Origin of the sequence: Streptomyces zhaozhouensis (assembly GCF_900230195.1) — a bacterium.
GTDB lineage: Bacteria > Actinomycetota > Actinomycetes > Streptomycetales > Streptomycetaceae > Streptomyces > Streptomyces zhaozhouensis.
In genome coordinates, this window is record NZ_OCNE01000008.1 from 154,871 (window position 1) to 181,229 (window position 26,359).

Sequence of the window (26,359 nt, forward strand, 5' to 3'; positions counted from 1 at the left end):
TGCCCCGCGAGGGGACGCCCGCCCCGGGGCGGTCCGCTCCCGGGCCCGCCCTTCCCGCCGGGCCCGCCACCGGGTCGGCGCCCGCTCCTCCGGCTGAGGCGGGCACCCCGCGGCTCGCCGGGCGGGCGCTGGTCCTCGCGATGGCCGGGCTGCTGGTGCTGCTGGCGGTCTCGGTCCTGCTGGCCATCGGGTGGGGCACGGCCGTCATCTCGCCGCCGGACGTGGCCCGTTACCTCTGGGCCGCGCTCAGCGGCGGCACGATCACCGCCGACGAGGTGACCCGCTACCAGATCGTCTGGCAGGTGCGCACGCCCCGCGTGCTGCTGGCCGTGGTGGTCGGCGCCGGGCTCAGCGCGATCGGGGTGGCCGTGCAGGCGCTGGTGCGCAACGCGCTGGCCGACCCGTTCGTCCTGGGCATCTCCTCGGGGGCCTCGGTCGGCGCCGTCTCCGTGCTGACCGTCGGCCTCTTCGGCTCGCTGGGGATCTACGCGCTCTCGGCCGGGGCGTTCGCGGGCGCGCTGGCCGCCTCGGCGCTGGTCTATCTCGCCTCCTACAGCCGCACGGGCCTGACGCCGCTGCGGCTGGTGCTCACCGGGATCGCGCTGGCCTACGGGTTCCAGGCGCTGATGAGCGTGCTGGTCTACCTCGCGCCCGACGGCGAGGCCACCCACACCGTGCTGTTCTGGACGATGGGCGGCCTGGGGGCCGCGACCTGGGGCTCGCTTCCGGTGGTCGCGCTGGTGGTGCTCGTCGGGCTGGGCGTGCTGCACCGCCGCAGCCGGTCGCTGGACGTGCTCGCGCTCGGCGACGAGACGGCCGCCAGTCTGGGCGTCGACGTCACCGCCCTGCGCCGGGGGCTGTTCGTGCTCACCTCGCTGATGACGGGGGCGATCGTCGCGGTGAGCGGGGCGATCGGCTTCGTCGGGCTGATCGTCCCGCATCTGGTGCGCATCGTGGTGGGCGCCCGCCATGTGCGGGTGCTGCTGGTCGCGCCCCTGGTCGGCGCGGTCTTCATGGTCTGGGCCGACCTGCTGGCCAGGACCCTCGCGGCCCCGCGCGAGCTGCCGCTCGGTGTGATCACGGCGCTGGTCGGGGTGCCGGTCTTCGTCGCGCTGATGCGCCGGCGGGGCTATCTCTTCGGAGGACGTTGAATGACACGCGAACCACTCCGACTCGACGGGCTCTCGGTCGAGGCCGGGGGCCGGGCCCTGGTGCGGGCCCTGTCCCTCACGGTCGGCGCGGGCGAGGTCGTCGGCCTGGTCGGCCCCAACGGCAGCGGCAAGTCCACGGCGCTGCGCTGCGTCTACCGCGCGCTGCGCCCCACCGGGGGCACCGTGTGGCTGGACGGGCGCGACCTCGCCGACATGCCGCTGCGGGAGAGCGCGCGGGGGGTCGCCGCGCTGAGCCAGGAGAGCGGCACGGAGCTGGACTTCACCGTCGAGGAGATCGTCGCCCTCGGCCGCACGCCCCATCTGAGGGGCAACCAGCCCCTGAGCGCGCGGGAGCGGGCGCTGTGCCGGGAGGCGATGCGCCGGCTCGACGTGCTGCACCTGGCCGACCGCGGGGTGCTCACCCTCTCCGGTGGGGAACGTCAACGGGTGCTGGCCGCGCGGGCGTTGGTGCAGGAGGCCGGGCTGCTGGTGCTGGACGAGCCGACCAACCACCTCGACATCCGCCACCAGGTCGCGCTGCTGGGGCTGCTGCGCGACCCCGGGCTGACCGTGCTGGTGGTGCTGCACGACCTGAACCTCGCGGCGGCCGTCTGTGACCGGATCGCCGTGCTGGAGGCCGGGGCGCTGGTCGCCGTCGGCACCCCGCGCGAGGTGGTCACCGAGGAGCTGGTCGCCGGGGTCTTCGGCGTCGCCGCCACCGTGGTGCCCCACCCGCTGACGGGCGACCCGCAACTGCTCTACACCCTGAACTCCTCGACCGCCCCGGCGGGAGCCGCCGAGGCGGTACGAGGCACACCGGAAAGCCGAGGAAGTCGCCCATGACCGCACCCCGTTCCCGAACCGTACTCCTCCCGGCCGTGGCCGGCGCGCTGCTGCTGACCGGCTGCGGCGCCGACGTCGCCGACGACTCCGGCGGCGAGGCGGAGACCACCACGGTCGCCCGCTGCGGCGAGGAGGTGGAGTACCGCAGGCCGGAGCGAGCCGTGGTCTACGAGGCGGGCAGCGCCGACAAGCTCTTCGCGCTCGGCCTGACCGACGCCGTGCACGGCTATGTCATGCCCCCGGCCAACCCGCCGGTGGAGGAGTCCCCCTGGGCCGAGGAGTACGCCCGGGTGGAGATGCTCAGCGACGACCTGCTCAACCGCGAGCTGGTGGTGGACGCGCGCGCGGACCTCGTGGTCGCCGGCTGGCAGTCCGGCTTCAGCGACGAGCGCGGCATCACGCCCGCGATCCTGGACGACCTGGGCATCCAGAGCTTTCTGCACAGCGAGACCTGCTACAACTACCCGGGGCACCCGCTGGAGGTGACCCCGTTCGAGGGGCTCTACACCGACCTGGAGCGGCTGGGGGAGATCTTCGACGTGCGGGAGCGCGCCGAGGAGGTCGTCGCCGGCCTGCGGGAGCGGGTCGAGGCGGTGCGGGAACGGGCGCCCGAGGGCAGGCCGCCCCGGGTCTTCCTCTACGATTCGGGCGTCGACGCGCCGTTCACCTCGGGCAACCAGGCGCCGCCCCACGAGATCATCGAGATCGCCGGCGGCGAGAACGTCTTCGCCGACCTCACCGAGCGCTGGACCTCGGTGGGGTGGGAGCCGGTCATCGAGGCCGACCCCGAGGTGATCATCATCCTCGACTACGGTGACCTGCCGGCCGAGGAGAAGATCGCCTTCCTGACCTCCTCGCCCGCGCTGTCCGAGGTGACGGCGGTCCGGGAGCGCAACTTCCACATCCTCGACTACAACGAGGCGATCAGCGGGCCGCGCATCGTGGACGGCGTCGAGGGCTTCGGCGACTACCTGAGGGAGCTGGACCGCTGAGCCGGCGCCCGCCCGCCCGCGCGCACGCCGGCGCGGGCGGGCGGCGCGTTCACCAGCTGGACTTGGTCACGCCGGGGAGTTCGCCGGCGTGGGCCATCGTGCGCAGGTTGATCCGGGAGAGCCCGAACGCGCGCAGGTGGCCGCGTGGCCGGCCGTCGACGCTGTCGCGGTTGCGCACGCGGGTGGCGCTGGCGTCGCGCGGCTGGCGGCGCAACTCGCGCTGGGCGGCCTCTCGTTCGGCCTGGGTGCTGTCGGGGGAGCGGACGACGGCCTTGAGCTCCGCGCGGCGTGCGGCGTAGCGGGCGACGATCTCCTTGCGCTGTTCGTTCTTGGCGATCTTGCTGGCCTTGGCCATGGTGGTGCGTTCCTCCTCGGAACGGGGGACGGGGGACGGGGGACGGGGACGGGCGGGGGCGGGGCGTCAGACCCGTTCGCCCCGGGCGCGGACGCGGGCGACGGCGCGTTCGATCCCGATGACGTCGACCGTCTTGATGCCCTTGGCGCTCAGCCGCAGCCGGACGAACCGGTTCTCGCTGGGCAGCCAGTACCGCTTGGTCTGGATGTTGGGGTCGAAGCGGCGTCGGGTGCGGCGGTGGGAGTGGGAGATCTGGTTGCCGAAGCCCGGCTTGCGGCCGGTGAGTTGGCAGTGGGCGGACACGGGGGCCTCGTCTCTCGCGCGAAGGGGCGGGTCAGGGGGTCAGCAGGCCACGCTGGTAGGCGCGCACGAGGTTGCGCGGGACCAGGTGCTGTCGGCCGTCGACGGTGATCGGCACGAGATCGGGCGTGCTCGCCTTCCACTGCGCCCTGCGGTGACGGGTGTTGCTGCGCGACATCTTGCGCTTGGGCACGGCCACGGGGGGCCACCTCCTTATTGAACATGATTGCCGTTTGCGTATAGTAGCCCCATGTCCCACGACGCGTCGCACCCGCCCACCCGCCCCTCCCTGGGCGCCGTGCAGGAGACCCTGCTGATCCCCCTCTACGGACGGGCCGTCGAGCATCGCCGCCCCGACGCGGCGCTCACCGACCCGCGCGCCGCGGAGCTGGTCGACGCGCTGGACTACGACTTCGCCCGCTTCGCCGAACTGCCCAGCCTCACCGGCTCGGTGCTGCGCACCCTGCTCTTCGACCACTGGACCCGCGACTTCCTCGGCGACCACCCCGCCGGCACGGTGGTGGAGATCGGCGCGGGGCTGAACACCCGCTTCGAGCGGACCGACAACGGCCGCGCGCGCTGGTTCGAGCTCGACCTGCCCGATGTCGCCGCCCTGCGCGGCGCGTTCTTCGCCGAGACCCCGCGCCGCACGACGCTCGCCACCTCCGTCACCGAGCCCGACTGGCTGGAAGAGGTGGGCCGGGAGCCCGGCGGGGCCCGCCTGTTCGCCGCCGAGGCCGTGCTGCCCTTCCTGCCCGAGGCGGAGGTGCGCGCGCTCGTCGGACGGATCGCCCGCCGGCTGCCCGGCACCCTGCTGGCCCTGGACACCCACACGCCCCGGCTGGTCGCCGACCAGGACGCGCACGACGCCCTCAGCAGGACCGACGCGCGGCTGCGCTGGGGCTGCGCCGACATCGAGGTCGTCGCCGACTGGGCGCCCGGCAGCCGGGTGCTCGCCTCCCACACCCTGACCTCACTGCCGCGCGCGGTCCACGACGCCCTGCCCCCGCGTCACCGCGCGCTGCTCGACGATCTCGCCCGTCGCCGCCTCCCCCAGGTCGAGGAGTACCGGATGCACCTGCTCCGACTGCCCTGAGGGACGCGCGCGGCGAGCGCGGGTCAGCGCGTGCCCTCCTCGCGCCGGGCCAGGTCCCCCGGCCACCAGACGCGCGGCCCGATGTCCCGCACCAGCGCCGGCACCAGCAGCGAACGCACCACCAGCGTGTCCAGCAGCACCCCGAACGCCACGATGAACGCGATCTGCGCCAGGAACGCCAGCGGGATCACGCTCAGTGCGGCGAACGTGGCGGCCAGCACCAGCCCGGCCGAGGTGATCACCCCGCCGGTCGAGGTCAGCCCGCGCCGCACGCCCTCCCGGGTGCCGTGCGCGCGTGTCTCCTCGCGGACCCGCGACATCAGGAAGATGTTGTAGTCCACGCCGAGGGCCACCAGGAAGACGAAGCCGTACAGCGGCACGGACGAGTCGGCGCCCCCGAAGCCGAGGAGGCCCTGGAAGACCAGGGCCGAGATCCCCAGCGTGGCGAGGAAGTTGAGCCCGACGGTCGCCACCAGCAGCAGCGGGGTCACCAGCGACCGCAGCAGGCCGACCAGGATCAGCAGGATGATCGCCAGCACCACGGGGACGATCACCGTCCGGTCCTCGCCCGCCGTCCGCTGGGTGTCGTACTGCTGCGCGGTGTACCCGCCCACCAGGGCGTCGGCGTCCGCGACGCCGTGCACCGCCGTCCGCAGCCGCACCACCGTCTCCCGCGCGGCGTCGCTGTCCGCCGCGTCCTCCAGGGTCGCGTCGACCCGCACCCGGCCGTCCACCACCAGCGGGGGCCCGCCGCCCGGCTGCCCGGAGGCGCTCACGGGCGCCGCCGAGGCCACCCCCTCGGTGCGCTCCGCCACGGCGACCACCTGCTCCAGGGCGTCGGCGTCGGCGAGCACCACCGTCGGATTGCCCGCGCCGCCGGGGAAGTGCGCGCCCAGCGTCTCCTGCGCGCTCACCGAGGGCGCGCCGCCCACGAAGATCTCGTCCAGCGGCACGCCCTTGGCGTTCAGCGTGGGCGCGAACGCCGCGCCCCCCAGCAGCGCCACCAGCGTGACCACCCACACCCGGCGCGGCGCGCGGTCCACCAGCGCGGCCACCCGCCGCCACACCGGATGCCCCTCCTCGGTGCCGGCCCTCGGCCTGGCCGGCCAGTAGGCGGCCCGCCCCAGCAGCAGCAGCGCGGCCGGCAGGAAGGTCAGCGCGCTCAGCACCGCGCACCCGATACCGATCGCCCCGACCGGGCCCAGCGCGCGATTGTTGGTCAGGTCGCTGAGCAGCAGCGCCAACAGGCCGAGCGCGACCGTCGCGCCGCTGGCGACGATCGTTCCCGCCGACCGCCGCAGCGCCGTGCGCATCGCCGCCAGCCGGTCCCCGCCCGCGCCGAGCTCCTCGCGGAAGCGCGCGGTCAACAGCAGCGCGTAGTCCGTGGCCGCCCCGATGACCAGGATGAACAGGATGCCCTGCACCTGCCCGTCGACCCGCACTACGTCCCGGTCGGCCAGCGCGTAGACCACCGCGCAGGCGAGGGCCAGGGCGAGGACGGCGCCCACGATGATCACCAGGGGCAGCAGCACCGAGCGGTAGACCAGCAGCAGGATCAGCAGCACCGTCACCAGCGCGACACCCAGCAGCAGTCCGTCGATGCCCGCGAACGCGTCGGAGAGGTCCGCCTGGGTGGCGGCGGGGCCGGCCACCTGGACCGAGGTGCCCGGCACCCGCTCCGCCGCCGCGACGACCCGCTCCAGGGCCCCGGCGAGCTCCTCGTCCAGGTCCGGGTCGAGCGGTACCACACCCGACAGCGCCAGCCCGTCGTCGGACGGCAGCGCCGGGGACGGCTCACCCGCCAGCGCGGCCTCCCCGGCCAGCGACCGCAGTGCCGCGTCCGCCTCCTCCGGCGCCGACCCCGGCAGCGCGGCCCCGTCCTCCTCGGCCGTCCACACCACGATCGCCGGCAGCGACTCCTCCTGCCGGAACGCCCGCTGGCCCTCCAGCACCCGGGTGGACTCGGCGCCGCCCGGCAGGAAGGCGGCCTGGTCGTTGGTGGCCACCTCGCCGAGCCTGCCGGCGAACGGCCCCAACCCCCCGCCCGCGCCGAGCCAGACCACGAGGACGACCAGGGCGAGCAGCCAGCCGGCCCTTCCCCTGCTACCGAACATGGGCCGCTCCCGTTCAGACGCCCGTACGCCGCGGGGCGTGGGCTGTGGCGAGTTATCTCGACGAAAAACAATCTCAAGCATCAAGATATAACGACGGAGTGCGGCCGCGGGACGCGCCCCCCTCCGCCTCAGCGTCGGGGCGCCGGCACCTCGTTCAGCTCCTGGCCCAGCTCCGTCAGAAAGCGCAGCACCACGGACAGCTCCGCCTCGTCGAACCGCCCGCGCACGCTCTCGGTCGCCGCCGCCAGCGGACGGAAGTACTCCCGCGCCGCCGGCCTGGCGTCCGCCACATAGTGCACGTGGACCACCCGCCGATCGTCGCTGGCGCGCGAACGCCGCACCTGACCGGACCGCTCCAGCCGGTCGAGACAGGCCGTGACGGCCCCCGAGGTCAGCCCCAGCCGGGTCCCCAGCCGTCCGGGCGTCAGCGGCTCCTCGCTGTCCAGGATCACCGCCAGCGCCTGCACGTCCGTCGGGTGCAGCCCCCGCGCCAGGGCGAAGCCGTGCACCAGCCGGTTGATCTCTCCGTTGACACGCCTCAACTGTCGTGCGAACGCCTGGAGGTCGGTCGCCACATCCTCGGTACCGGGCATCCCGTCAGCCTATAGAAACGGCACACCACCGGTGGCGCGCCGTCCGGCAAACGGCCGTCGGCGACCCCGCCCGCTGGCGCGCCGGAGGGCGGGCGGGGGCCGGCTCGGTGAGGATGGCCCGCGGGCCGGGTGCCCCACCCCGCCCGTGCCCGCCGTCGGCCACCGGTCAGGAGCCCGCCCATGCCGCCGTCCCCCGCGCCCCGCGCGACCCCCGCGCCTCCACGCGCGGAGGCGCCGTGAGCACCCCGCACTGGCTCTTCGGCGACCAGTTGGGGCCGCACTTCCTGCGCCCCGGCCCCGAAGGCCCGGCCGGCGACGCGCCGGTGGTGATGATCGAGGCGCGCTCCGTCCTGCGCCGCCGCCGCTTCCACCGGGCCAAGGCCCATCTCGTGCTCTCCGCGATGCGCCACCGCGCCGCGGAGCTCGGCGACCGCGTCACCTACGTCCGCGCCGACACCTACCGGCAGGGGCTGCGCGAGGCGGTCGGGGACGGGCAGGTGACCGTCTGCCACCCCACCTCGCGCGCCGCCCTCGGCCTGGTCTCCTCCCTCGACCAGGTCACCGTGCTCCCCCCGCGCGGCTATCTGGTGTCCTTCGACGACTTCCACGCCTGGGCGGAGGGGAAGGGGGACGCCGCGCTGCGCCAGGAGGACTTCTACCGCTGGGTGCGCCGCGAGCACGACCTGCTGATGGACGGCGACCAGCCGGCCGGCGACCACTGGAACCTCGACCACGACAACCGCGAACCCCCGCCGGGCGACGCCGAGACGCTGGGGCTCCCCGGCCCCTACCGCCCCCGCGAGGACGCCGTCGACGACGAGGTCAGGGAGGACCTCGACCGCTGGGAACGCGACGGCGTGGTCTCCTTCGTCGGCGTGGACGGCCCCCGCCGCTTCCCCGCCACCCGCCGGGAGGCCCTGTCGGCGCTGCGCCGCTTCGTGAGCCGCCGGCTGGCGGAGTTCGGGCCGCGTGAGGACGCCATGCTGGCGCGGGACCCGGTGATGAGCCACAGCCTGCTGTCCTCCTCGCTCAACCTCGGGCTGCTCGACCCGGCCGAGTGCGTCTCCCGCGCGGAGGACGCCTGGCGTTCCGGTGACGCGCCGCTCAACAGCGTGGAGGGATACGTCCGTCAGGTCGCCGGCTGGCGGGAGTACGTCTGGCAGCTCTACTGGCACTTCGGCGAGGAGTACCGCCGGCGCAACGCCCTGGACCACCACGACCCGCTGCCGGAGTGGTTCCTGGAACTCGACGCCGACGCCGTCACCGCGCGCTGCCTGCGCACCGTGCTGACCCAGGTCAGGGACACCGGGTGGACCCACCACATCCCCCGGCTGATGATCCTCGGCAGCCACGCCCTCCAGCGGGGCTGGGACCCGGCGGCCGTCACCGACTGGTTCCACCGCTGCTTCGTCGACGGCTACGACTGGGTGATGCTGCCGAACGTCGTGGGGATGTCCCAGTACGCCGACGGGGGGCTGATGACCACCAAGCCCTACACCTCGGGCGGCGCCTACGTGCACCGCATGAGCGACCTGTGCGGGCCCTGCGCGTACCGGCCGGGCGACCGGGTGGGGGAGCGGGCCTGCCCCTACACCGCGGGGTACTGGGCGTTCCTCGCCCGCCACCGCGAACGGCTGGCGGGCAACGGGCGGATGGCCAGGACGCTCAAGGGCCTGGACCGCCTGAAGGACCTGGACGCGCTCCTCGAACAGGAGGGGAACCACTCCCGCACCGCGCCCCCGTGAGCGGCGCGGCGCGGGAGGGTCAGCGCGCCGGGCTCTGCTGGCCGGAGCGCTGCGGGTCCAGGCCGGCCGCCGTCATGTAGGTGGACAGGACCAGCTTGCCGATCGCCGGGTAGGCGCCCAGCGGCTCGGCGGCCGGGCAACCGGCCTCCTTGGACGCCGACTCCAGCAGCCCCTCGGGGATCTCCGGGCCGATCAGGCAGGGCGCCAGCGCCAACTGCCGGGAGCCGGCCTCCAGCAGACGCTCGGCCGTGGCGGCCACCGCGCCGTCCTCGTCGAGCGCCGCCGCCAGCACCGGCACCGCCAGCCGCGCCGAGAGCAACATGCCGGTGATGCCCGCCGTCTGCACGGCCTCCTCGCCGCCGACCGTGGTCAGCACGATGCCGTCGGCGGCGGTCGCCACCGTGAACAGCCGGGCGCGGTCGGCGCGCGCGAGACCCGCCTCCGAGAGCCGCACGTGCACCGCCTCGGCGAGCAGCGGGTGCGGGCCGAGCACGTCGGTCAGCTCGGCGCCCGAGCCGCTGCTGAGCACCGTCTGCCGGATGCCCCGCAGCTGGGCGCTGTCCGGGCCGGCCAGCAGCGGCACCACGATGGCGCTGGGCGCGCCCGACTCCTCGGACGCCGCCGCGTCCGCGCCCGCGAGCACCGTCTCCAGCGCGGGCAGCTCCTCCTCCGCCTTCTCGGCGAAGCCGATCCGCGCGTCGAGCCCGGGAAGCTCGGAGCGCGCGATACTCAGCACCTCCTCGGCCACCGAGAGGCTCGCCGCCGAGGGCACGCCGGGGACGGCGAGCACCAGCGGGGGAGCGCCCTCAGGCGCGGAAACGGGCTCCGGCCTGCGGTGTCGGCCGGACTGGCGGGGGCGCGGCATACGTACGGGAAGGCCGGAGGCCGGTCCAGTGGAGGAGCTCATGTCGCCGCATGTTAATGCCTTGATGTGGTTGGCTGTTCGCCCGGGGGCTCGCCAAGCGCTTGTGTCCCGATATATCCCGCACGTCAGTGTGACGCGCCTCGCACCCCGCCTTTACCCCCGGTCTCCGACCAGGTGCAACAGCGCCGGATCGGCCGGCAGCCGGCACGCCCCGAACGCCAGCCGCCCCGCGATCAGCAACGCCCCCTCCAGCGGCCCGCCCGCGGCCTCGACCACCTCGGCCCCGGGCAGCCGGCGCGCCAACTCCCCGGCCAGCGGCTCGGTCAGCGGCGCGCCCATCCGGAACAGCCCGCCCGTCAGCGCCACCCGGCCGGCCCCGCCTGGCGGGCAGACGGCGGCCACCGTCCCGGCGATCTGCGCCGCCGCCTCGGCGAGGATGCCCACCGCCACCGGGTCCGCCTCCGGGCCGCTCGCGCAGCGCGCCACCTCCGGCGCGAACGAGGCCAGCACCGCGGGGCGGTCGGAGCGCGGATAGAGCTGCCCCGGCAGCCCGGCGACCGGCCCGAAGGCGGCCTCCGCCCGCGCCAGCAGCGCCGTCGAGCCGCCCGACCTGCCGTCGTGCGCCCGCAGCGCCGCCTCCAGGCCCCGCTGCCCGATCCAGGCGCCGCCGCCGCAGTCGCCCAGCAGATGGCCCCAGCCGTCCGCCCGTCGCCAGGACCGCAGCTCGGTGCCGAGCGCGATCATCCCCGTGCCGGCGGCGGCCACCGCGCCCGGGGTCTCGCCCAGCGCCCCCGCGTACCCGGTGACCGCGTCCGCGGCCAGCGCCAGCCGCCGCGCGCCGAGCCCGGCCGCCAGCGCCTGCGGCAGCTCGGCGCGCAGCCGGCCGCCGAGCGTGGCCATCCCGGCGGCGCCGACGCACACCGCGTCGATCCGCGCCGTCGGCGCCGACTCGTCGAGCAACGCCCGAGCGGCGGGCAGCAGTTGGGCCAGCAGATGGCCGGCGTCGATCCCTCCGGGCCCGGTGCGCACCGGCTCGTCCGTCCGCCGCTGCCCGGCCGGCGGCTCCACGCCGTCGACGCCCGCCCGCGCCAGCGCGATCCGCAGCCCCGAGCCGCCGGAGTCGACGCCCAGCACCCACGCCGTCACGGCAGCCGCCAGTCCACGGGCGCGGCGCCCTGCTCGGCGAGGAGCGCGTTGGCCCGGCTGAACGGGCGGGAGCCGAAGAAGCCGCGGTCCGCCGACATCGGCGAGGGGTGGGCGGACTCCACCGCCGGTACCGGCCCCAGCATCGGGCGCAGCCCCCGCGCGTCCCGTCCCCACAGGATCGCCACCAGCGGGCGCTCGCGCGCCACCAGCGCGCGGATCGCCTGCTCGGTGACCTCCTCCCAGCCCTTGCCCCGGTGCGCGGCCGGCCGGCGGGGCGCGGTGGTCAGCGCGCGGTTGAGCAGCAGCACGCCCTGCTCGGTCCAGGGCGTCAGGTCGCCGTTGGACGGCCGGGGCAGGCCGAGGTCGCTGCCCAGCTCGCGGTAGATGTTCTCCAGGCTGCCGGGGAGCGGGCGCACCTCGGGCGCCACGGAGAACGACAGGCCGACGGCGTGCCCCGGCGTGGGATAGGGGTCCTGACCGACGATCAGCACCCGCACCTCGTCGAACGGCTGCTGGAACGCGCGCAGGACGTGTCCGCCCGCGGGCAGATAGGTGCGGCCGGCCGCGATCTCCGCTCTGAGGAAGTCCCCCATGGCCGCGATCCGCTCGGCCGCGGGCTCCAGCGCCTTCGCCCAGCCCGCCTCGACAATCTCATGCAATGCTCGTGCTGCCACGGTCGGTCACCCTACTGGCAAGCACCGACAGCCCGTTGACCGGTCGCGGCCCCCGGGCGTTCCCCGGCGCGCGGGGGAGTCCACGCGCCGGGGCAACGGTATTCCGTGCGCCGTGGCCGCTCAGTGGGCCCGCAGGTACTGCGGGGGTAGCGGCAGCCCGGTCGCGCCCAGCTCCCGCGCGGCGCGCCGCGGCCAGTAGGGCTCGCGCAGCAGCGCCCGGCCCAGCAGGACGGCGTCCGCCTCGCCGGCCTCCAGGATCTTGGCCGCCTGCTCCGGCTCGGTGATCAATCCGACGGCCGCCACCGGGAGTTCGGTCTCCGCCTTGACGCGGGCCGCGAACGGCACCTGGTAGCCGGGACCGGTCGGGATGCGCACCCCCGGGGCGTTGCCGCCGGAGGAGACGTCCAGCAGGTCGACGCCGCGCGCCAGCAACTCGCCGGCCAGCCGCACGGTGTCGTCCGGGGTCCATCCGTGCTCCGGCAGCCAGTCGGTGGCCGAGATCCGGAAGAACAACGGGAGGTCCTCGGGCCACACCGCCCGCACGGCCTCGACGACCTCCAGCGCCAGCCGGGCCCGCCCGGCGAAGTCGCCGCCGTAGCCGTCGGTGCGGTGGTTGCTGTGCGGGGAGAGGAACTCCCCGAGCAGATAGCCGTGCGCGCCGTGCACCTCGACCACCTGGAAGCCGGCGGCCAGCGCGCGGCGGGCGGACGCCGCGAACCGCTCGACGACCTCGCCGATCTCCTCGACGCTCAACTCGTGCGGGGCGGGGTGGCCCGCGTCGAACGGCAGCGGACTCGGGCCCAGCGTCGTCCACGCCCCCTCGTCCTCGGCCAGCGGCCCGCCGCCCTCCCACGGGACGTGCGTCGACGCCTTGCGCCCGGCGTGCGCGAGCTGCACGCCGGCGACCGCGCCGTGGGCGCGCAGCCGCCCGGTCAGCCGGGTCAGCGCCTCCTGCTGCCGGTCGTTCCACAGCCCCAGGTCCCGGGGGCTGATCCGCCCCTCGGGGGAGACCGCGGTGGCCTCCAGCAGCACCAGCCCCGCGCCGCCGACCGCGCGGCTGACGTAGTGGGTGACGTGCCAGTCGTTGACCGCCCCGACGTCCGGTCCCGAGGCGTCCGCCGAGTACTGACACATGGGGGCCATCCAGACCCGGTTGGGCACCGTCAGCGAACGCGACGACCAGGGCTCGAAGAGCGAACTCACCAAATCTCCTCCCACGGGCCCGCCCGGCGCCCGGCCTCGGAGGGCCGTGAGGCGCGGCGGGACGTTAAGTACGAGAGTCATCGTACAAGGAGGGTCCGGCGCCGGGCGAGGGCGCCCGGCGCGCGGCCGCCGGCGCGGACCCGTTCCGTAGGATGGGGCCATGACGTCCGGAGCCGGCACCGCAGCCCCGGGCCGCGCCCTGGCCCACCCCGACCGCGAGCAGCTCGCGCTGGAGCGGGTGCTGCACGCCCTGGCCGACCCGGTGCGGCTCTCGGTGGTCGGCGTCCTCGCGGAGACGGGGGAGGAGCTGCCCTGCTCCGCGTTCGCGCTGCCGGTCTCCAAGTCGACCTGCACCCACCACTTCCGGGTGCTGCGCGAGGCGGGCGTCATCCGCCAGGTGTACCGGGGCACCGCCAAGCTGAACGCCCTGCGCCGCGCCGATCTCGACGCGCGTTTCCCCGGGCTCCTGGACGTCGTGCTGACCGCCCGCCGCCGGGCCGACGGGACCTGAACCGGGCCGAGTTGGTCTGTACACGCCTTCCTCGGCGGGGAAGACTCCCGGGCGAGAGTTCCCCCACCACCGAGGAGCCCCGTCCCCATGTCCCCCCGCGCCCCACGCCGCCGCCCCGTCGCCGCGACCGGCCTGCTCGCCGCCCTCGCGCTCGCCGCCGGGCTCTCCGCGGCGCCGCCCGCCGCCGCCGACCCCGCGCCCGCCGCCGACACCTGGAGCGAGGTCGGTTCCGACCGCGCCGACCCGTTGACCGAGAGCCAGGGGCTCGCCTCCGTCGAGGTCCCCGCGAACAGCGCCAACCGCTACACCGGCATCGGCACCATCCCGTTCGACGTCAGGACCCGCGGCTGGAACCACGTCGGCGACCCCGACGCCTCCTACGACGGCCACTACATCGAGCCCTACCAGCGGGACGACGGGGACACCAAGATGTACCGCGTCCAGGACCCGTCCGGGGACTGGGCCGAGTACGTCCACCGGCTCGGTCCCGACGAGGTGCTGAACAACTCCTGGGTCGCGATCTCGCCGGACGGCCGGTGGATGCTCTCCGGGGAGTGGGGCACCATGGACCGCTTCCTGGTCTTCCCCACCCCGGGCGTCCATCCGGACACCTCGCCCTCCGAGGACCTGCCGCAGGTCGCCACCGTCCACCTCGACCGGCCCGTCCGCGACGTGCAGGGCTGCGACTTCCGCGACGCCACCACGCTGCTGTGCTCGTCCGACGACCCCGAGGGCAGCCTCTTCGGCACCACCAAGCCGCTGCTCCAGGTCGATCTCGCCGCCGCCCTCGACGGCGGGGACGTCGACGGCAACGTCACCGCCCTGCGCCAACTCCCGCTGCGCAGCGCCTGCTCCGGCGCGTACGAGGCGCAGGGCGTCGACTACGACCGCCGCACCGGAACGCTGCGGGTGATCGTCATGTCCCCCGGCGCCTGTGTCGTCGTGGACAGCATGACCTACCGCCTCACCCGCGACTGACCCCACCGGCCGGGCGGCGCGCGGGCCCGAGCGCGCCGCCCGGCCGTTCAGGCCAGTCGGCCCATCCGGTCGATCTCCGTGTGCTGCGTGGCGAGCACGTCCGTCGCCAACTGCTCGACGGAGGGGTCCGTCGTGGAGCCCAGCACCTCGCCCGCCATCGTCACCGCGCCCTCGTGGTGGCGGATCATCAGCTCCAGGAAGAGCGCGTCGAACTCCGCGCCCCTGGCGTCCGACAGCTCCGCCAGCTCCTCGGGCGAGGCCATCCCCGGCATCTCCCCGTCCCCGCCGTGGCCGTCGTGCTCGCCGTGTCCCCCGTGGCCGTCGTGCTCGCCGTGCTGGCCCCCTTCGTCCTCGCCCCGCTCGGTCAACCAGGCGCGCATCACCTCGATCTCGGGCGCCTGCGAGGCCCTGATGCGCTCCGCGATGCCCCGCACCCCCGCCTCCTCGGCGTGCGCGAGCGCGAGGTCGCTCATCTCCAGGGCCTGGCCGTGGTGCGTGATCATCATGTGCATGTAGGCGACGTCGGCGGCGTCCGGCTCCCCGGCCTCGGGAAGCCGCTCGGCCGCCTCCTCGGGGCTCAGCGTCTCCGCGTCGTCGCCCGGCGCGCCCGGCGCGATGACCGGAGGTCCCTCCTCGCTCGCCGAGGCGGAGCCGCCCCCGCCGCACGCGGTCAACCCCGCGCACGCCGCGAGCGCGAGGGCGGCCGTCGGGGCGAGGGAACGGAAGCGGCGGAGCGCGGTGCGCGGACGGTCCGTCAACGGGGGCCTCCTGTTACGGGAGATGACAGTTTTGTTGCCAATATTGATATGTACATGCAGCTATCCATACTGAAGGGTACGCACTCGGGCGCCAACACCGCGGTCACCCCTGCGGAAACCGGAGGAGAGACGTGACACCCTTCCAGCGAGCACGCCGACGCCGGGGGAGGCTCGGCCTGTCGGCCGCGCTCACCGGGCTGCTGGCCACCCTGGTCCTGGCCGGACCCGCCGCCGCCACCCCCGACCCGGACCGGGACCCCACCACCGAGGTGGAGAGCGGTGAGGGGCCCGGCGGGCGCGCCGGAGCGGCCGGCGACGACGGGATACCCGGCGTCGACGAGATCGTGCACAGCGACAACATCACGCAGCTGGCCAACATCCCCCGGGAGGAGGGCCTTTCGGGCACCAACAGCGACATCGCCTTCCAGGGCGAGTACGCCTTCGCGGGCAACTACGACGGCTTCGTCGTCTACGACATCAGCCGGCCCCGCTCACCCCGGCTGGTCACCCGGGTCCTGTGCCCCGGGTCGCAGAACGACATCTCCGTGACCGGCGACCTGCTCTTCCTGTCGGTGGACTCCTCGCGCAGCGACGACTCCTGCTCCAGCGAGGGCCAGCCGGCGACCGAGGCCGACTCCTGGGAGGGCATCCGCGTCTTCGACATCAGCGACGTCCGCGAGCCGCGCTACGTCTCCGCCGTCGAGACCGCCTGCGGCTCCCACACCCACACGCTGGTGCCGGAGCGGCGCGACGTCTACGTCTACGTCTCCTCCTACGCGCCGGACGCGTCGTTCCCCGACTGCCAGCCGCCGCACGACGGGATCTCCATCGTGAAGGTGCCCCGGCGCGCCCCCGAGCGCGCCGCGCTCTCCCGCTTCGAGGTGCTCTTCCCCGACGGCGGATTCCCCGGTGACGAGGACGGCTCGGCCACCACCGGCTGCCACGACATCACCGCCTACCCGGCCCTGGACCTGGCCGCCGGCGCCTGCATGGGCGACGGCGTCCTCATGGACATCTCCCGGCCCGACCGGCCCCGGGTGCTGGACCGCGTGCAGGACGCCGAGCACTTCGCCTTCTGGCACTCGGCCACCTTCAGCCAGGACGGCAGCAAGATCGTCTTCACCGACGAGCTCGGCGGCGGCGGCGCGCCCACCTGCGACGCCACCGTGGGCGACGAGTTCGGTGCCAACGGCATCTACCACGTGACCGGCCGGGGCGACGACCGCGCCCTGTCGTTCCAGAGCTACTACAAGATCCCGCGCCACCAGTCGACCACCGAGAACTGCGTCGCCCACAACGGCTCGCTGATCCCCGTGCCCGGCCGGGACATCATGGTCCAGGCGTGGTACCAGGGCGGCGTCTCCGTCTGGGAGTTCACCGACTCCGACGACCCGCGCGAGATCGGCTACTTCGAACGCGGTCCGGTCAACGGCGACGAGCTCGCGTTCGGCGGCAGCTGGTCCGCCTACTACTACAACGGCCACGTCTACTCCAACGACCAGAAGGGCCTGGACGTGCTGCGGATCGACGACCGCCGCACCGACCCGGCCCGCCGCGTCCACCTGGACGAGCTGAACGCGCAGACCCAGCCCACCTACCGCTGAGTCGACCCCGCGTCCAGGGTGCCGCCGGGCGGCCGCGCGCCCGGCGGCACCCCCAGCTCCCACTCCAGCCCGTAACGGGCGAACAGCTCCGCGCGCAGCCGCGCCGGGGGCATCGGTGCCCCCGGCAGCAGCTGCGCCACCACCGACCCCATCAGCTGCGCGCGCAGCACCCGGTAGTCGGTGTCCGGATCGGTCGAGCCGAAGGCGACGACCGTCTCGCGCAGCAGGAACGCCAGCCGCTGCTGCTCGGCGCACTGGATGAACCCCTCGTACTGCAACAGGCCCGCCATGTGCGCCCGCATCAGCACCGGCTGGTCCGCCGCCAGCCCGAGGATCGCGTCGATCGCCCGCGCCAGCCGCTCCCGGCCGGCCCCGGGGCCCGAGGGCGCCGGCTCCCGTTCCAGCGCGGCGTCCAGCGTCCGGTGCATCAGGCGGTGCACGGCCGACTGCAGAAGCTGACGTTTCCCCGGGAAGTAGTAGGAGATCAGCCCGCGTGCCGCCCCCGCCCGATCGGCGATGTCCCCCAAGGTCGTGGCCTCGTAGCCGCGCTCGGCGACCAGCTCGACGGTCGCCTGGAGAAGCCGTTCGCGGGAACGTCGGCGCATTTCCTCATTGACCGATGAGCTTCGAGGCGACATGCTGGGCTCCCGTTGACTGGCTGGCAGCCAATATACTCAGCCGGACAGCCAGACCTTCGCCCGGCCATGGGCGAAGCCAGGCCGGTGGCGGTATCGGGCGGCGCGGGGGACCGTCCGATACCGCCAGCGAGCCGCCTTCCCCGGTCCCTCAGCCCACCAGGTCCAGGACCGGCAGCAGATCCCCCGGACGTTCGTCCGCCGGCAGGTGCCGCACCAGGTGCACGGTGCAGCCCAGCGCGGTGGCCCCGCCGTCCGCCGTGGCGTTGTCGCCCACCATCAGCGTCTGCTGCGGCGCCACGCCGAGCTCCCGGCAGGCCCAGGCGAACAGCGGCGGGTCGGGCTTCTGCACCCCGTGCTCGAAGCTCAGCGCGAAGGCGTCCACCCACTCCAGCAGCCCGTGCGCCGCGAAGAGCGGTCGCAGGTCCCAGCCGATGTTGCTCACGACCGCCACCGGCACGCCGCGCTCGCGCAGCCGCGCCAGCACCGGCCCGGTGTCCGGGTAGGGACGCCAGGCCGTCGGCTCCATGTGCCGGTCGTACAGCACCTCGTGCAACTCCGGCGGCCCCGGCAGCTCCACCCGTCGGGACAACGTCACGTACAGCCGCCGATGGCCCGCCGCGTCGATGTCCCGCGCGTCCCACAGCCCGCGCAGCTCCGGCGGGATCTCCTCCGGCTCCGAGCCCCCCGGCAGCGCCCCGGCCCGCTCCAGCTCCGCCGCGAGCCGCCGCAGCTCGTCCGGGGGAACCTCGACGCCGACGCGTTCCAGGCCCACCCGCAGCCAGTTGAGCGCCGGCTCGATCCGCAGCAGGGTCCCGGAGAAGTCGAAGAGCACACCCCTGATCGTCATGTCCCGATTCTTTCCCGTCGGGGTGGCTCGCACCAGCACGCTTGCCGCCGCGCGGGGTGACCGGGCGGACCTGCCGGGCGGCCGAGGGCGCGCCCGGCGTCAGGCCAGGGCGTTGAGGCCCGGGGCGAAGGCCACCAGCAGGGGGACGACCGGGACCAGCGTGACCGCCGCCGTCAGGCGCAGCCGCCGCGCCGGGGCCAGGCGGCGCTCCGGCTCCAGCAGCCGGTTGACGCGGCGCGGGACGTCCCCGTGCTCGTGGCAGCCGAAGACGCCGCGTTCCTCGTTCAGCCCCACCAGCGCCAGCGCCGTCGTCAGCCGGCCGAAGCGGCGGGAGGCCATGTCGTCCGCGCTCAGCTCCACCAGCCGGTGCACCTGTGCCCGGAACGCCTCGAAGACCGGGACGCCGGGGAAGCCGCTGGCCAACGCGCCGGCGCAGTGCTGGAGCCAGTGGTGACGGGCCCGCGCGTGGCCGCGTTCGTGCGCCAGTACGGCGTCCAGCTGCCGGCGGTTGAGCCTGCGCAGCGCGGCCGTGGTGATCACCAGCCGGGGCGGGGAGCCGGGCAGCAGCCAGGCGTCGGCGCGCTCGTCCTCCAGCACCACCAGCGGCTCGGCCGACCGCGCCGCCTCACCCGGCAGCAACGGGGAACGCGCCAGCAGCTCGGCCCGCCTGCGCCGCCGTTGGGCCCGGGCCCGGCGCACCTCGCGGGTCAGCGCCACCGCCGTCCAGAGCCCGCCGCAGGCCAGCAGCAGCGCCATCGCCGCCGCCAGCCGGTCCCCGTCGGGGTGGAGCGCGTAGGCGTCCACCACCTGCGCCGGCGCGGGGGCGAAGAGACCGCCGCGCACCGCGCCCCACCCGGCGGCGCCGGAGAGCGCCATGGCCAGCACGCAGCACAGCAGCACGGCGGCCACCACGCACTGCCACATCCACAGGGCCAGCACCGGTTCCCGGTCGGCCCACGCGCCCCGCGCCAACACCCGGGGGGCCACCGCGGCGGTCAGCCCGCCCAGCACCAGCAGCGTGATGGTGATCACCATGTCACCAGACTAGAGCCCCGCCGGGCCGCCCCTCGCACGGGTGTGCACCGGCGTGAGCAACGCCTCACCGCGCGCCCGGCCGCTCACATGGCCAGCAGCATGGCCGCCATCCCCACCGTGAGGACCAGCCGGCAGGCCGCCGCCGTCTCGTCCTCCTCGCCGTCGCCCCCGCCGTCCCCTCCCGCCCGCACGGCCGGCTCCGCGCCCCCGCCGGCCGGGACGAGCCCGGGCGCGGTGCGCAGCACCTGAAGCGCGCAGTACAGCAGGAGCGCCCCCGTCAGCGCCGGCACGCCGGCGCCCGCGCCGTGGGCCGCGTGCGCTCCGTGCCCCCCGCCGGCCATCGCCAGCGCCATGTAGAGCATCCCGGCGCCCTCCACCGCGTGATGCGCCCGGTGCCGCGCCCGCAGCCCCAGCGGCGGCAGCGCGCCCGCCACCGTCGCCGCGCTCACCACGACCAGCACCCAGCCCGGCGCCGCGGGCCCGCCGGCCATCCCGGCCGCCATCAGCGCCATGGACAGCCCCATCGCGGCCTCCAGCGCCCGCCCCTGCCGGCCGGCGGGGGCCGCCCGCCGCAGCCGCGCCAGACACCAGGCGCCGGTGCCCCCGGGGACCGCGACCAGCAGCCAGCACACCAGCTCCGGCCCGTTCATCCCGCCTCCCCGCGTTCCCTTCCCGCGCGGAGGCTGCCCGCCCCCGCCGTGCCCCACGGCGGCGCACGGGGGCGCGGGGGGCGCGGGGGCGCCGGTCGTGAGGCCCTGCCCTAGGATGCGGGCGTGACGACGACGGCAGAGCTGATGTTCGGCATCGCGGGCGAGGCGGACGTGCCCGAGGTGGTGGCGCTGGTGGAGTCCGCCTACCGGGGGGAGGCCAGCCGCGCCGGCTGGACCACCGAGGCCGACTACCTGGACGGCCAGCGCACCGACCCCGAGGCCGTGCGCGAGGTCGTCACCGACCCCGACAGCCTGCTGCTGACCGTGCGGAACGAGGGCCGGCTGGTCTCCTGCTGCCACCTCAGGCGCAGCCCGGAGTCGGACGGCACGCTCGCCGCGCACTTCGGGATGTTCGCCGTCAGCCCCGGCCTGCAGGGCGCGGGCGTAGGACGCCGGGTGCTGGCCGAGGCCGAGACCAGGGCGAGGCGCGACTGGGGCGCCGCCCGGATGGTGATGCAGGTGGTCTCCGTGCGCCCGGAGCTGATCGCCTGGTACGAGCGGCGCGGCTTCCGGCTCACGGGCGAGCGGCTGCCCTTCCCCTACGGCGACGAGCGGTTCGGCGTGCCGCGCCGCCCGGACCTGGAGTTCGTCGTGCTGGTCAAGCCGCTGTCCTGACCTCCCGCACGATCTCCGGCCGGTCGGTCACCACCCCGTCCAGGCCGAGGGCGCGGGCCCGCGCCAGCTCCCGGTCGGTGTTGACCGTCCAGGTGAGCACCGCGAGCCCCGCCGCCCGGCAGCGCTCCACCACCTCGGGTGTGAGCCACCCCAGCTCGCAGGAGACCAGACCGCAGCCGAGCGCCGCGGCCCGTTCCGGCGCCGTGGCCGTCGAGGTGCCGGTGACCAGCCCGCGCGGCACGTGCGGCAGCTCCTCGGCGAACGCGGCCAGCGCCGTGTCGTGGAACGAGATCGCGGTGACCCGCCCGGTCAGTCCCCGGGCGGCGACCAGCGCGGCCAGCTCCCTGGCCGCGGCGGCGTCCTTGATCTCCAGCTGGAGGTGCCCGTCGATCTCGGTCACCACCTCGTCCAGGGTCGGCACCCGCTCGCCCAGGCCCGCGTCCAGCCGGCGCAGCTCGCGCAGCGACAGCTCGGCGATCGCGCCGCGCCCGTCGGTGGTGCGGTCCACCCGCGCGTCGTGCATCACCACCAGCGCGCCGTCCGCGCTCAGGTGGAGGTCCAGCTCCACCGCGTCCAGCCCCTCGCGCCGCGCACGGCGGAAGGAACGCAGGGTGTTCTCCGGCTCCACACCCATCAGCCCACGGTGTCCCACGGTCAGCAGCGGCCCCATGGCCGTCACCCTACCCAGCGGCGGGACCGGAGCCCGACCGACCGGTTGATCGGCCAATCTTCAACGGATACCGTTATCCGAACGGATAATCTTCTGTGGAGGGTGGGACATGACGGAAAGTCTTGCGTCGATCGCGGCGAAGGGCGAGGGATCGACGGCGGACCGCGTGATCGCACATCCCGCGTGGCCCGTGCTGCGTGACGCGGTCGCCGCGATCAGGCCGGCCCAGGCGAAGGACGGCTCCATCGACCTGGAGGCCGAAGGCGCCCCGGGGCGCGCCGAGTTGACCCGGAGGATCGAGTCGGTCGTCGACGCGGTCGAGCGCCTGAGTCCGCTGCTGCCGCACGACGCCGACTACCACCGCGCGCTGGTCGCCGACCTGCGCCGCTGGGCCGCGTCGGGCTTCGGCGTCCCCGACTTCCTGGACTCCCTGCTCGCCTTCCGCCCCACGGCCGAGCGCGTCGACGGCCGCCAGCACCTGGTCGTCTTCCCCATGTACACGCAGAACGGCAACCCGGACCGCAACCTGGAGGCGGTCGTCCTGCGCGTCGTCTGGCCGGACTGGCTCGCCGAACTGGAACGCACCCGCTACGACAACCCGCTCTTCCTCGGCATCACCTTCGAGGACTTCACCGCCGGCTACGACACCAACTCGGCCGTCCTCTTCCCCGAGACCATCGCCGTGCGCGAGGCTCCCGCGCGCTTCTCCTGGGGCGGCATCTTCTGCGACCGCGAGGCCGCCCGCTTCCGCCGCGTGATCGGCGCCGCCTGCGAGGTCACCAGCCTGGTCCTCCCCGAGGACGCCCAGGGGCTGGTCACCGACCAGCAGCGGTGCCAGCAGACGTTCGTGCTCTGGGACATGGTCCACGACCGCACCCACAGCCACGGCGACCTGCCGTTCGACCCGTTCATGATCAAGCAGCGGCAGCCGTTCTGGATGTACGGCCTGGAGGAGCTGCGCTGCGACCTCACCGCCTTCCACGAGGCCGGCAGGCTCGCCGACGACGGCTACCCGCAGGGCCGCGACGTGCAGTACGCGGTGCTGCTCGACCGCCTCTTCCGCTTCCCCGTCACCGGCGCCCGGGTGCGCAACTACGACGGTCTCGGCGGCCAGTTGCTCTTCGCCTACCTCCACCAGCACGACGCGCTGCGCTGGCGGGACAACCGGCTCACCGTCGACTGGGACCGCGCCCGCGAGGTCACCGCCGCGCTGCGCGAGGAGATCGAGACGCTCTACCGGCGCGGCATCGACCGCCCCAAGATCGTGCACTGGCTCAAGGCCTACGACCTGGTCGCCGCGTACCTCTCCCCGCACCCCGGCTCCGTCTGGGCCAAGGGCCCCGACGCCCTCGACCTCACCCTGCCGCCCCGCAAGCTCGTCGACGAGGTGCTGCCCGACGAGTTCCCGCTGAGCCTCTTCTACGAGGCGCTGGGCCGCAAGCTCCGTAAGGTGATCGAGTCCACCCGGGGCATCACCGCCGAGCGGGCCGGCGAACAGGCCGCCTGACCGGCGCGGGACGCCGCCGGACACGAGGGATTCGACGAGGAGACGTGGATGAACACCCCCATCACCGGTGAGACCCCCAGGGCCGGTGGCGCGCTGGAGGGCGCGGTGGTCGCCGTCGCCGGCGCCGGCGGCCCCGCCGGGCACGCCACCCTGCTGCGACTGGCCCAGGCCGGCGCCACCGTCGTCGCCGCCGACGCCGACCCGGAGCGGCTGGCCCGGGGCGTCGACGCCGCCCGCTTCGCGCACGGCGGCGCCACCGTCGTCGGCGACACCGTCGACCTGCTGAGCCTGGACTCCGCCCGTGCCTGGGCGGAGAAGACCGAGCGCGAGTTCGGCCGCGTCGACGGCCTGGTCCACCTGGTCGGCGGGTGGCGCGGTTCCGCCGGGTTCGCCGAGACCGACCTGGCCGACTGGGAGGCGCTGCACGACCTGCTGGTGCGCACGGTCCAGCACACCTCGCTCGCCTTCCAGGGCCCGCTGGAGCGCTCGGGCAACGGCCGCTTCGCCCTGGTCAGCGCCGCCGGCGCCAGCAGGCCGACCGCGGGCAACGCCGCCTACGCCGCCGCCAAGGCCGCCGCCGAGGCGTGGACCCTGGCCCTGGCCGACGCCTTCCGCAAGGCCGCGGCCGACGACGCCCCGCCGCCGGCCGCGGCCACCGTGCTGGTGGTCAAGGCCCTGGTCACCGAGGCGATGCGCGCCGAGAAGCCGAAGGCGAGGTTCGCCGGCTTCACCGACGTCACCGACCTCGCCGACGCCGTCAGCCGGCTGTGGACCACCCCGACCCAGGAAGTGAACGGAAACCGCCTGTGGCTCACCCCGAAGCCGTGACCGCCCCCTCCGGCCAGCCCGGCCAGCCCACCGACGCCACCCGCCACCACGACCCCGGCCTGCGCGGCTTCGCCTCGGACAACTACTCCGGAGCCCACCCCGAGGTGCTCGCCGCGCTCGCCCTGGCCAACGGCGGACACCAGTCCGCCTACGGCGCGGACGCGTACACCGCCCATCTCGGCGAGGTCATGCGCGGCCACTTCGGCCCCCGCGCCGAGGTCTACCCCGTCTTCAACGGCACCGGAGCCAACGTCGTCGGCCTCCAGGCGCTCACCGACCGCTGGGGCGCGGTCGTCTGCACCGCCCACGCCCACATCCACACCGACGAGTGCGGCGCCCCCGAACGCGTCGGCGGCCTCAAGCTGCTGCCCGTCGAGGCACCGGGCGCCAAGCTCACCCCGGAGCTGGTGGCGCGCGAGGCGTTCGGCTTCGACGACGAGCACCGCGCCACCCCGCAGGTGGTCTCGCTGACCCAGAGCACCGAGCTGGGCACCGTCTACACGCCGGAGGAGATCGCGGCCGTCGCCGAGTTCGCCCACGAGCGGGGCATGGCCGTCCACCTCGACGGCGCCCGGCTCGCCAACGCCGCCGCCGCCCTCGACCTGCCGCTGTCGGCGTTCACCACCGATGTCGGCGTGGACGTGCTGTCGTTCGGCGGCACCAAGAACGGGCTGCTGTTCGGCGAGGCCGTGGTCGTGCTCGCCCCGGAACGGGTCCGCGCGATGCTCCACGTCCGCAAGCTGTCCATGCAGCTGCCGTCCAAGACCCGTTTCGTCGCGGCCCAGTTGGAGGCGCTGCTCGCCGGGGACCTGTGGCTGCGCGGCGCCCGGCACGCCAACGCCATGGCCCGCAGGCTCGCCGACGGCGTCGCCGCCGTCGACGGCGTGGAGATCAGCCACCCCGTCCAGGCCAACGCCGTCTTCGCCACCCTGCCGCAGGACGCCAGCCGCCGGCTGATGAAGAGCTACCCGTTCTACTTCTGGAACGAGGCGGCAGGCGAGGTCCGCTGGATGTGCTCCTTCGACACCACGGAGGAGGACGTGGACGGCTTCCTCGCCGCGATCCGCGCCGAGTTGGGCGGCTGACCCGGCGGCACGCCAGCGGGGGAGGGCGCCCACGCGCGGGCGCCCTCCCCTCGGCGGCTCAGGCCAGTCCGGCGGCCGGCGGCGGCGCCGTCCCGCCCAGGTGCGCCGGCAGCCACCAGGCGTCCTCGGGCTTCTCCGGCTTGTCCGGGTAGGCGGTCTGCGCGGCCTCCAGCAGGTGCTGCACCCGCTCCCGCAGCCGGTCGGTGATGCCCGCCGCCGACTCGTCGGGGTCGGCCTCCATCGGCGAGCCGATCCTGATGGTGATCGGGATGTGGTTGCGCCGCAGGTCGCGCTTGCGCCCCTTGGTCCACAAGCGCTGCGTGCCCCACAGCGCGACCGGCAGCAGCGGCACCCCCGCCTGCTGCGCCATGCGCGCCGCACCCGACTTGAACTTCTTCAGCGTGAACGACGGCGAGATCGTCGCCTCGGGGAAGACCCCGACGATCTCGCCGGACCGCAGCGCCTCGAGCGCCGGCGCGAACGCCTGGTCTCCGCGCGCCCGGTCCACCGGGATGTGCTTCATCGCCCGCATCAGGGGCCCCGACACCCGGTGCCGGAAGATCGAGTCCTTGGCCATGAACCGGACGAGTCTCTTCGCCGGCCGGGCCGCGAAGCCCGCGAAGATGAAGTCCAGATAGCCGATGTGGTTGCTGACCAGCACCGCGCCACCCCGACGCGGCACATGCTCCTCGCCGGTGATGTCAAAGCGCAGGTCGAGCACCTTGAACATGGTCCGCGCGGTAGCGACGACCGGCGGGTACACGAACTCTGCCATACGAGGAACCTCTTTCGAAGTGGCAACCTACGCCACCGTAACTTCCAGGGACGCCCGATCGTGCCCGAAAGCGGAGGGGAACGCCACCCCGCGCCACCCCCTGTCTTCCGCGACCGGCCGGCCCCCGGCCCGGTCGGTCGGGAACGGGGAACGGCGCGCCGGGGGCACGTCGGTTCTGGCAGGCTGTCCATGCCGGGACCTCGGAAAACGGCGGAGCGGTCCACGGCGGCCGACCGCGCCCGGGGGCGCGGGGGAGGGGAGCGCGATGAGCGACGCACACGGGCCGGCGCCCGACCGGCTGGACCCGGCGGCACTCGGTGTCCCGGCGCTGGGGGAGCGGGCCACACTGGTGCAGTTCTCCACCGCCTTCTGCCAGCCCTGCCGCGCCACCCGCGCCGTGCTGGCCGACGTCGCCGCCCTGGTGCCCGGCGTCCTCCACGTCGAGGTCGACGCCGAGTCCCACCTCGACCTGGTGCGCGCCGTGGGCGTGCGGGCCACCCCCACCACGCTGGTGCTGGACGCCTCGGGGAACGTCGTCGTCCGCGCCGCCGGAGCGCCCCGGCGCCCGGACGTGATCGCCGCCCTGGGCGCGGCGATCGGGGACTGACACCGGTGGCTGACCTCGCGGGGAAGGCCCCGGGCGCCGGCGGCACGAGGGGGGTGCCAACGTAGGCCATGTCACAGTGAGACATGCTTGCCCGAGGGGGATACCAGTAGTGTA

29 protein-coding genes are annotated in these 26,359 nt (G+C 74.8%); 13 read left to right on the plus strand and 16 right to left on the minus strand.

The window, feature by feature from the left end; genetic code table 11:
* Positions 1-140: 140 nt before the first annotated feature.
* The 3 genes from CRP51_RS13780 to CRP51_RS13790 are packed head-to-tail and all read left to right on the plus strand — an operon-like array spanning position 141 to position 2,986.
* Positions 141-1,151 (plus strand): FecCD family ABC transporter permease, encoded by a 1,011-nt coding sequence (locus tag CRP51_RS13780; RefSeq protein WP_170970551.1) that lies wholly within the window; start codon positions 141-143, stop codon positions 1,149-1,151.
* The gene (locus CRP51_RS13785) at positions 1,152-1,994 is read left to right on the plus strand and encodes an ABC transporter ATP-binding protein (RefSeq protein WP_097231461.1); all 843 of its coding nucleotides are present in this window, start codon (positions 1,152-1,154) and stop codon (positions 1,992-1,994) included.
* A complete protein-coding gene (locus CRP51_RS13790; protein ID WP_097231462.1) occupies positions 1,991-2,986 on the plus strand; it encodes an ABC transporter substrate-binding protein in 996 nt (331 codons plus the stop codon). Before CRP51_RS13785 ends, CRP51_RS13790 begins: the two co-directional genes overlap by 4 nt.
* Positions 2,987-3,035: 49 nt before the next feature.
* Here CRP51_RS13790 and rpsN read toward each other — a convergent pair whose 3' ends face one another.
* The 3 genes from rpsN to rpmF form a co-directional block, all read right to left on the minus strand.
* Entirely contained in the window at positions 3,036-3,341 is a 306-nt protein-coding gene (gene rpsN / locus CRP51_RS13795) for a 30S ribosomal protein S14 (RefSeq protein WP_097231463.1), read from the minus strand.
* 66 nt (positions 3,342-3,407) lie between these two features.
* Positions 3,408-3,644, minus strand: coding sequence for a 50S ribosomal protein L28 (gene rpmB / locus CRP51_RS13800; protein ID WP_097231464.1), 237 nt, complete (start codon positions 3,642-3,644; stop codon positions 3,408-3,410).
* Between the two features lie 31 nt (positions 3,645-3,675).
* Entirely contained in the window at positions 3,676-3,840 is a 165-nt protein-coding gene (gene rpmF, locus CRP51_RS13805) for a 50S ribosomal protein L32 (RefSeq protein WP_097231465.1), read from the minus strand.
* Between the two features lie 51 nt (positions 3,841-3,891).
* Between rpmF and CRP51_RS13810 the strand changes: the two genes are divergently transcribed.
* Entirely contained in the window at positions 3,892-4,737 is an 846-nt protein-coding gene (locus CRP51_RS13810; RefSeq protein WP_097231466.1) for a class I SAM-dependent methyltransferase, read from the plus strand.
* A 23-nt stretch (positions 4,738-4,760) separates the two neighbouring features.
* Here the strand turns inward: CRP51_RS13810 and CRP51_RS13815 are convergent, their stop codons facing one another.
* Both CRP51_RS13815 and CRP51_RS13820 read right to left on the minus strand, forming a co-directional pair.
* Positions 4,761-6,851 (minus strand): MMPL family transporter, encoded by a 2,091-nt coding sequence (locus tag CRP51_RS13815; protein ID WP_097231467.1) that lies wholly within the window; start codon positions 6,849-6,851, stop codon positions 4,761-4,763.
* Positions 6,852-6,979: 128 nt separating this feature from the next.
* Entirely contained in the window at positions 6,980-7,444 is a 465-nt protein-coding gene (locus tag CRP51_RS13820; protein ID WP_097231468.1) for a MarR family winged helix-turn-helix transcriptional regulator, read from the minus strand.
* Positions 7,445-7,680: 236 nt separating this feature from the next.
* Between CRP51_RS13820 and CRP51_RS13825 the strand changes: the two genes are divergently transcribed.
* Entirely contained in the window at positions 7,681-9,189 is a 1,509-nt protein-coding gene (locus CRP51_RS13825; RefSeq protein ID WP_245880570.1) for a cryptochrome/photolyase family protein, read from the plus strand.
* Between the two features lie 19 nt (positions 9,190-9,208).
* Here CRP51_RS13825 and CRP51_RS13830 read toward each other — a convergent pair whose 3' ends face one another.
* From CRP51_RS13830 to CRP51_RS13845, 4 genes are all read right to left on the minus strand, one after another.
* Positions 9,209-10,096, minus strand: a complete 888-nt coding sequence (locus tag CRP51_RS13830; RefSeq protein ID WP_097231470.1) for a sirohydrochlorin chelatase — start codon at positions 10,094-10,096, stop codon at positions 9,209-9,211.
* Between the two features lie 111 nt (positions 10,097-10,207).
* Positions 10,208-11,200, minus strand: a complete 993-nt coding sequence (locus CRP51_RS13835) for an N-acetylglucosamine kinase (protein ID WP_245880571.1) — start codon at positions 11,198-11,200, stop codon at positions 10,208-10,210.
* Positions 11,197-11,874, minus strand: coding sequence for a uracil-DNA glycosylase (locus CRP51_RS13840; protein WP_097231471.1), 678 nt, complete (start codon positions 11,872-11,874; stop codon positions 11,197-11,199). The genes CRP51_RS13835 and CRP51_RS13840 overlap by 4 nt, the downstream gene beginning before the upstream one ends.
* Positions 11,875-11,994: 120 nt before the next feature.
* Positions 11,995-13,077: an NADH:flavin oxidoreductase/NADH oxidase gene (locus CRP51_RS13845; protein WP_097231472.1), complete on the minus strand. Its 1,083-nt coding sequence runs from the start codon at positions 13,075-13,077 to the stop codon at positions 11,995-11,997.
* Positions 13,078-13,237: 160 nt separating this feature from the next.
* Here CRP51_RS13845 and CRP51_RS13850 point away from each other — a divergent pair, with 160 nt between their 5' ends.
* Together CRP51_RS13850 and CRP51_RS13855 are read left to right on the plus strand one after the other, a co-directional pair.
* Positions 13,238-13,588 carry an ArsR/SmtB family transcription factor gene (locus CRP51_RS13850; RefSeq protein ID WP_097231473.1) on the plus strand — a complete coding sequence of 117 codons (351 nt, stop codon included), beginning with the start codon at positions 13,238-13,240 and terminating at the stop codon, positions 13,586-13,588.
* A gap of 87 nt (positions 13,589-13,675) precedes the next feature.
* A complete protein-coding gene (locus tag CRP51_RS13855; RefSeq protein WP_097231474.1) occupies positions 13,676-14,566 on the plus strand; it encodes a hypothetical protein in 891 nt (296 codons plus the stop codon).
* A gap of 47 nt (positions 14,567-14,613) precedes the next feature.
* Here CRP51_RS13855 and CRP51_RS13860 read toward each other — a convergent pair whose 3' ends face one another.
* A complete protein-coding gene (locus CRP51_RS13860; RefSeq protein ID WP_097231475.1) occupies positions 14,614-15,324 on the minus strand; it encodes a DUF305 domain-containing protein in 711 nt (236 codons plus the stop codon).
* 131 nt (positions 15,325-15,455) lie between these two features.
* Here CRP51_RS13860 and CRP51_RS13865 point away from each other — a divergent pair, with 131 nt between their 5' ends.
* The gene (locus CRP51_RS13865) at positions 15,456-16,928 is read left to right on the plus strand and encodes an LVIVD repeat-containing protein (protein WP_097231476.1); all 1,473 of its coding nucleotides are present in this window, start codon (positions 15,456-15,458) and stop codon (positions 16,926-16,928) included.
* Here CRP51_RS13865 and CRP51_RS13870 read toward each other — a convergent pair.
* From CRP51_RS13870 to CRP51_RS13885, 4 genes are all read right to left on the minus strand, one after another.
* Positions 16,919-17,566, minus strand: coding sequence for a TetR/AcrR family transcriptional regulator (locus CRP51_RS13870; RefSeq protein ID WP_097231477.1), 648 nt, complete (start codon positions 17,564-17,566; stop codon positions 16,919-16,921). The two genes, CRP51_RS13865 and CRP51_RS13870, sit on opposite strands and share 10 nt — an antisense overlap.
* Before the next feature lie 148 nt (positions 17,567-17,714).
* Complete coding sequence (locus tag CRP51_RS13875) at positions 17,715-18,413, minus strand: HAD family hydrolase (RefSeq protein WP_097231478.1); 699 nt, start codon at positions 18,411-18,413, stop codon at positions 17,715-17,717.
* A 99-nt stretch (positions 18,414-18,512) separates the two neighbouring features.
* Positions 18,513-19,448 carry a M56 family metallopeptidase gene (locus CRP51_RS13880; RefSeq protein WP_097231479.1) on the minus strand — a complete coding sequence of 312 codons (936 nt, stop codon included), beginning with the start codon at positions 19,446-19,448 and terminating at the stop codon, positions 18,513-18,515.
* An 83-nt stretch (positions 19,449-19,531) separates the two neighbouring features.
* Complete coding sequence (locus tag CRP51_RS13885) at positions 19,532-20,098, minus strand: DUF5134 domain-containing protein (RefSeq protein ID WP_097231480.1); 567 nt, start codon at positions 20,096-20,098, stop codon at positions 19,532-19,534.
* A gap of 144 nt (positions 20,099-20,242) precedes the next feature.
* Here CRP51_RS13885 and CRP51_RS13890 point away from each other — a divergent pair, with 144 nt between their 5' ends.
* Entirely contained in the window at positions 20,243-20,773 is a 531-nt protein-coding gene (locus tag CRP51_RS13890; protein ID WP_097231481.1) for a GNAT family N-acetyltransferase, read from the plus strand.
* Here CRP51_RS13890 and CRP51_RS13895 read toward each other — a convergent pair.
* On the minus strand, positions 20,757-21,443 hold the full coding sequence (locus CRP51_RS13895; RefSeq protein ID WP_245880572.1) for a glycerophosphodiester phosphodiesterase: 687 nt from the start codon (positions 21,441-21,443) through the stop codon (positions 20,757-20,759). The genes CRP51_RS13890 and CRP51_RS13895 overlap by 17 nt on opposite strands.
* 109 nt (positions 21,444-21,552) lie before the next feature.
* On the opposite strand from CRP51_RS13895, the gene CRP51_RS13900 reads away from it, so the two are divergent.
* From CRP51_RS13900 to CRP51_RS13910, 3 genes are read left to right on the plus strand one after another with little or no spacing between them, the layout of a single operon-like run.
* Complete coding sequence (locus tag CRP51_RS13900) at positions 21,553-22,950, plus strand: DUF6421 family protein (protein ID WP_097231482.1); 1,398 nt, start codon at positions 21,553-21,555, stop codon at positions 22,948-22,950.
* A gap of 48 nt (positions 22,951-22,998) precedes the next feature.
* Positions 22,999-23,778, plus strand: coding sequence for an SDR family NAD(P)-dependent oxidoreductase (locus tag CRP51_RS13905; RefSeq protein WP_097231483.1), 780 nt, complete (start codon positions 22,999-23,001; stop codon positions 23,776-23,778).
* Positions 23,757-24,863, plus strand: coding sequence for a threonine aldolase family protein (locus CRP51_RS13910; RefSeq protein ID WP_245880573.1), 1,107 nt, complete (start codon positions 23,757-23,759; stop codon positions 24,861-24,863). The genes CRP51_RS13905 and CRP51_RS13910 overlap by 22 nt, the downstream gene beginning before the upstream one ends.
* Positions 24,864-24,921: 58 nt before the next feature.
* Here CRP51_RS13910 and CRP51_RS13915 read toward each other — a convergent pair whose 3' ends face one another.
* Entirely contained in the window at positions 24,922-25,638 is a 717-nt protein-coding gene (locus tag CRP51_RS13915) for a lysophospholipid acyltransferase family protein (RefSeq protein WP_097231485.1), read from the minus strand.
* A gap of 265 nt (positions 25,639-25,903) precedes the next feature.
* Between CRP51_RS13915 and CRP51_RS13920 the strand changes: the two genes are divergently transcribed.
* Complete coding sequence (locus CRP51_RS13920; protein WP_097231486.1) at positions 25,904-26,245, plus strand: TlpA family protein disulfide reductase; 342 nt, start codon at positions 25,904-25,906, stop codon at positions 26,243-26,245.
* The last annotated feature ends 114 nt before the right edge of the window (positions 26,246-26,359 follow it).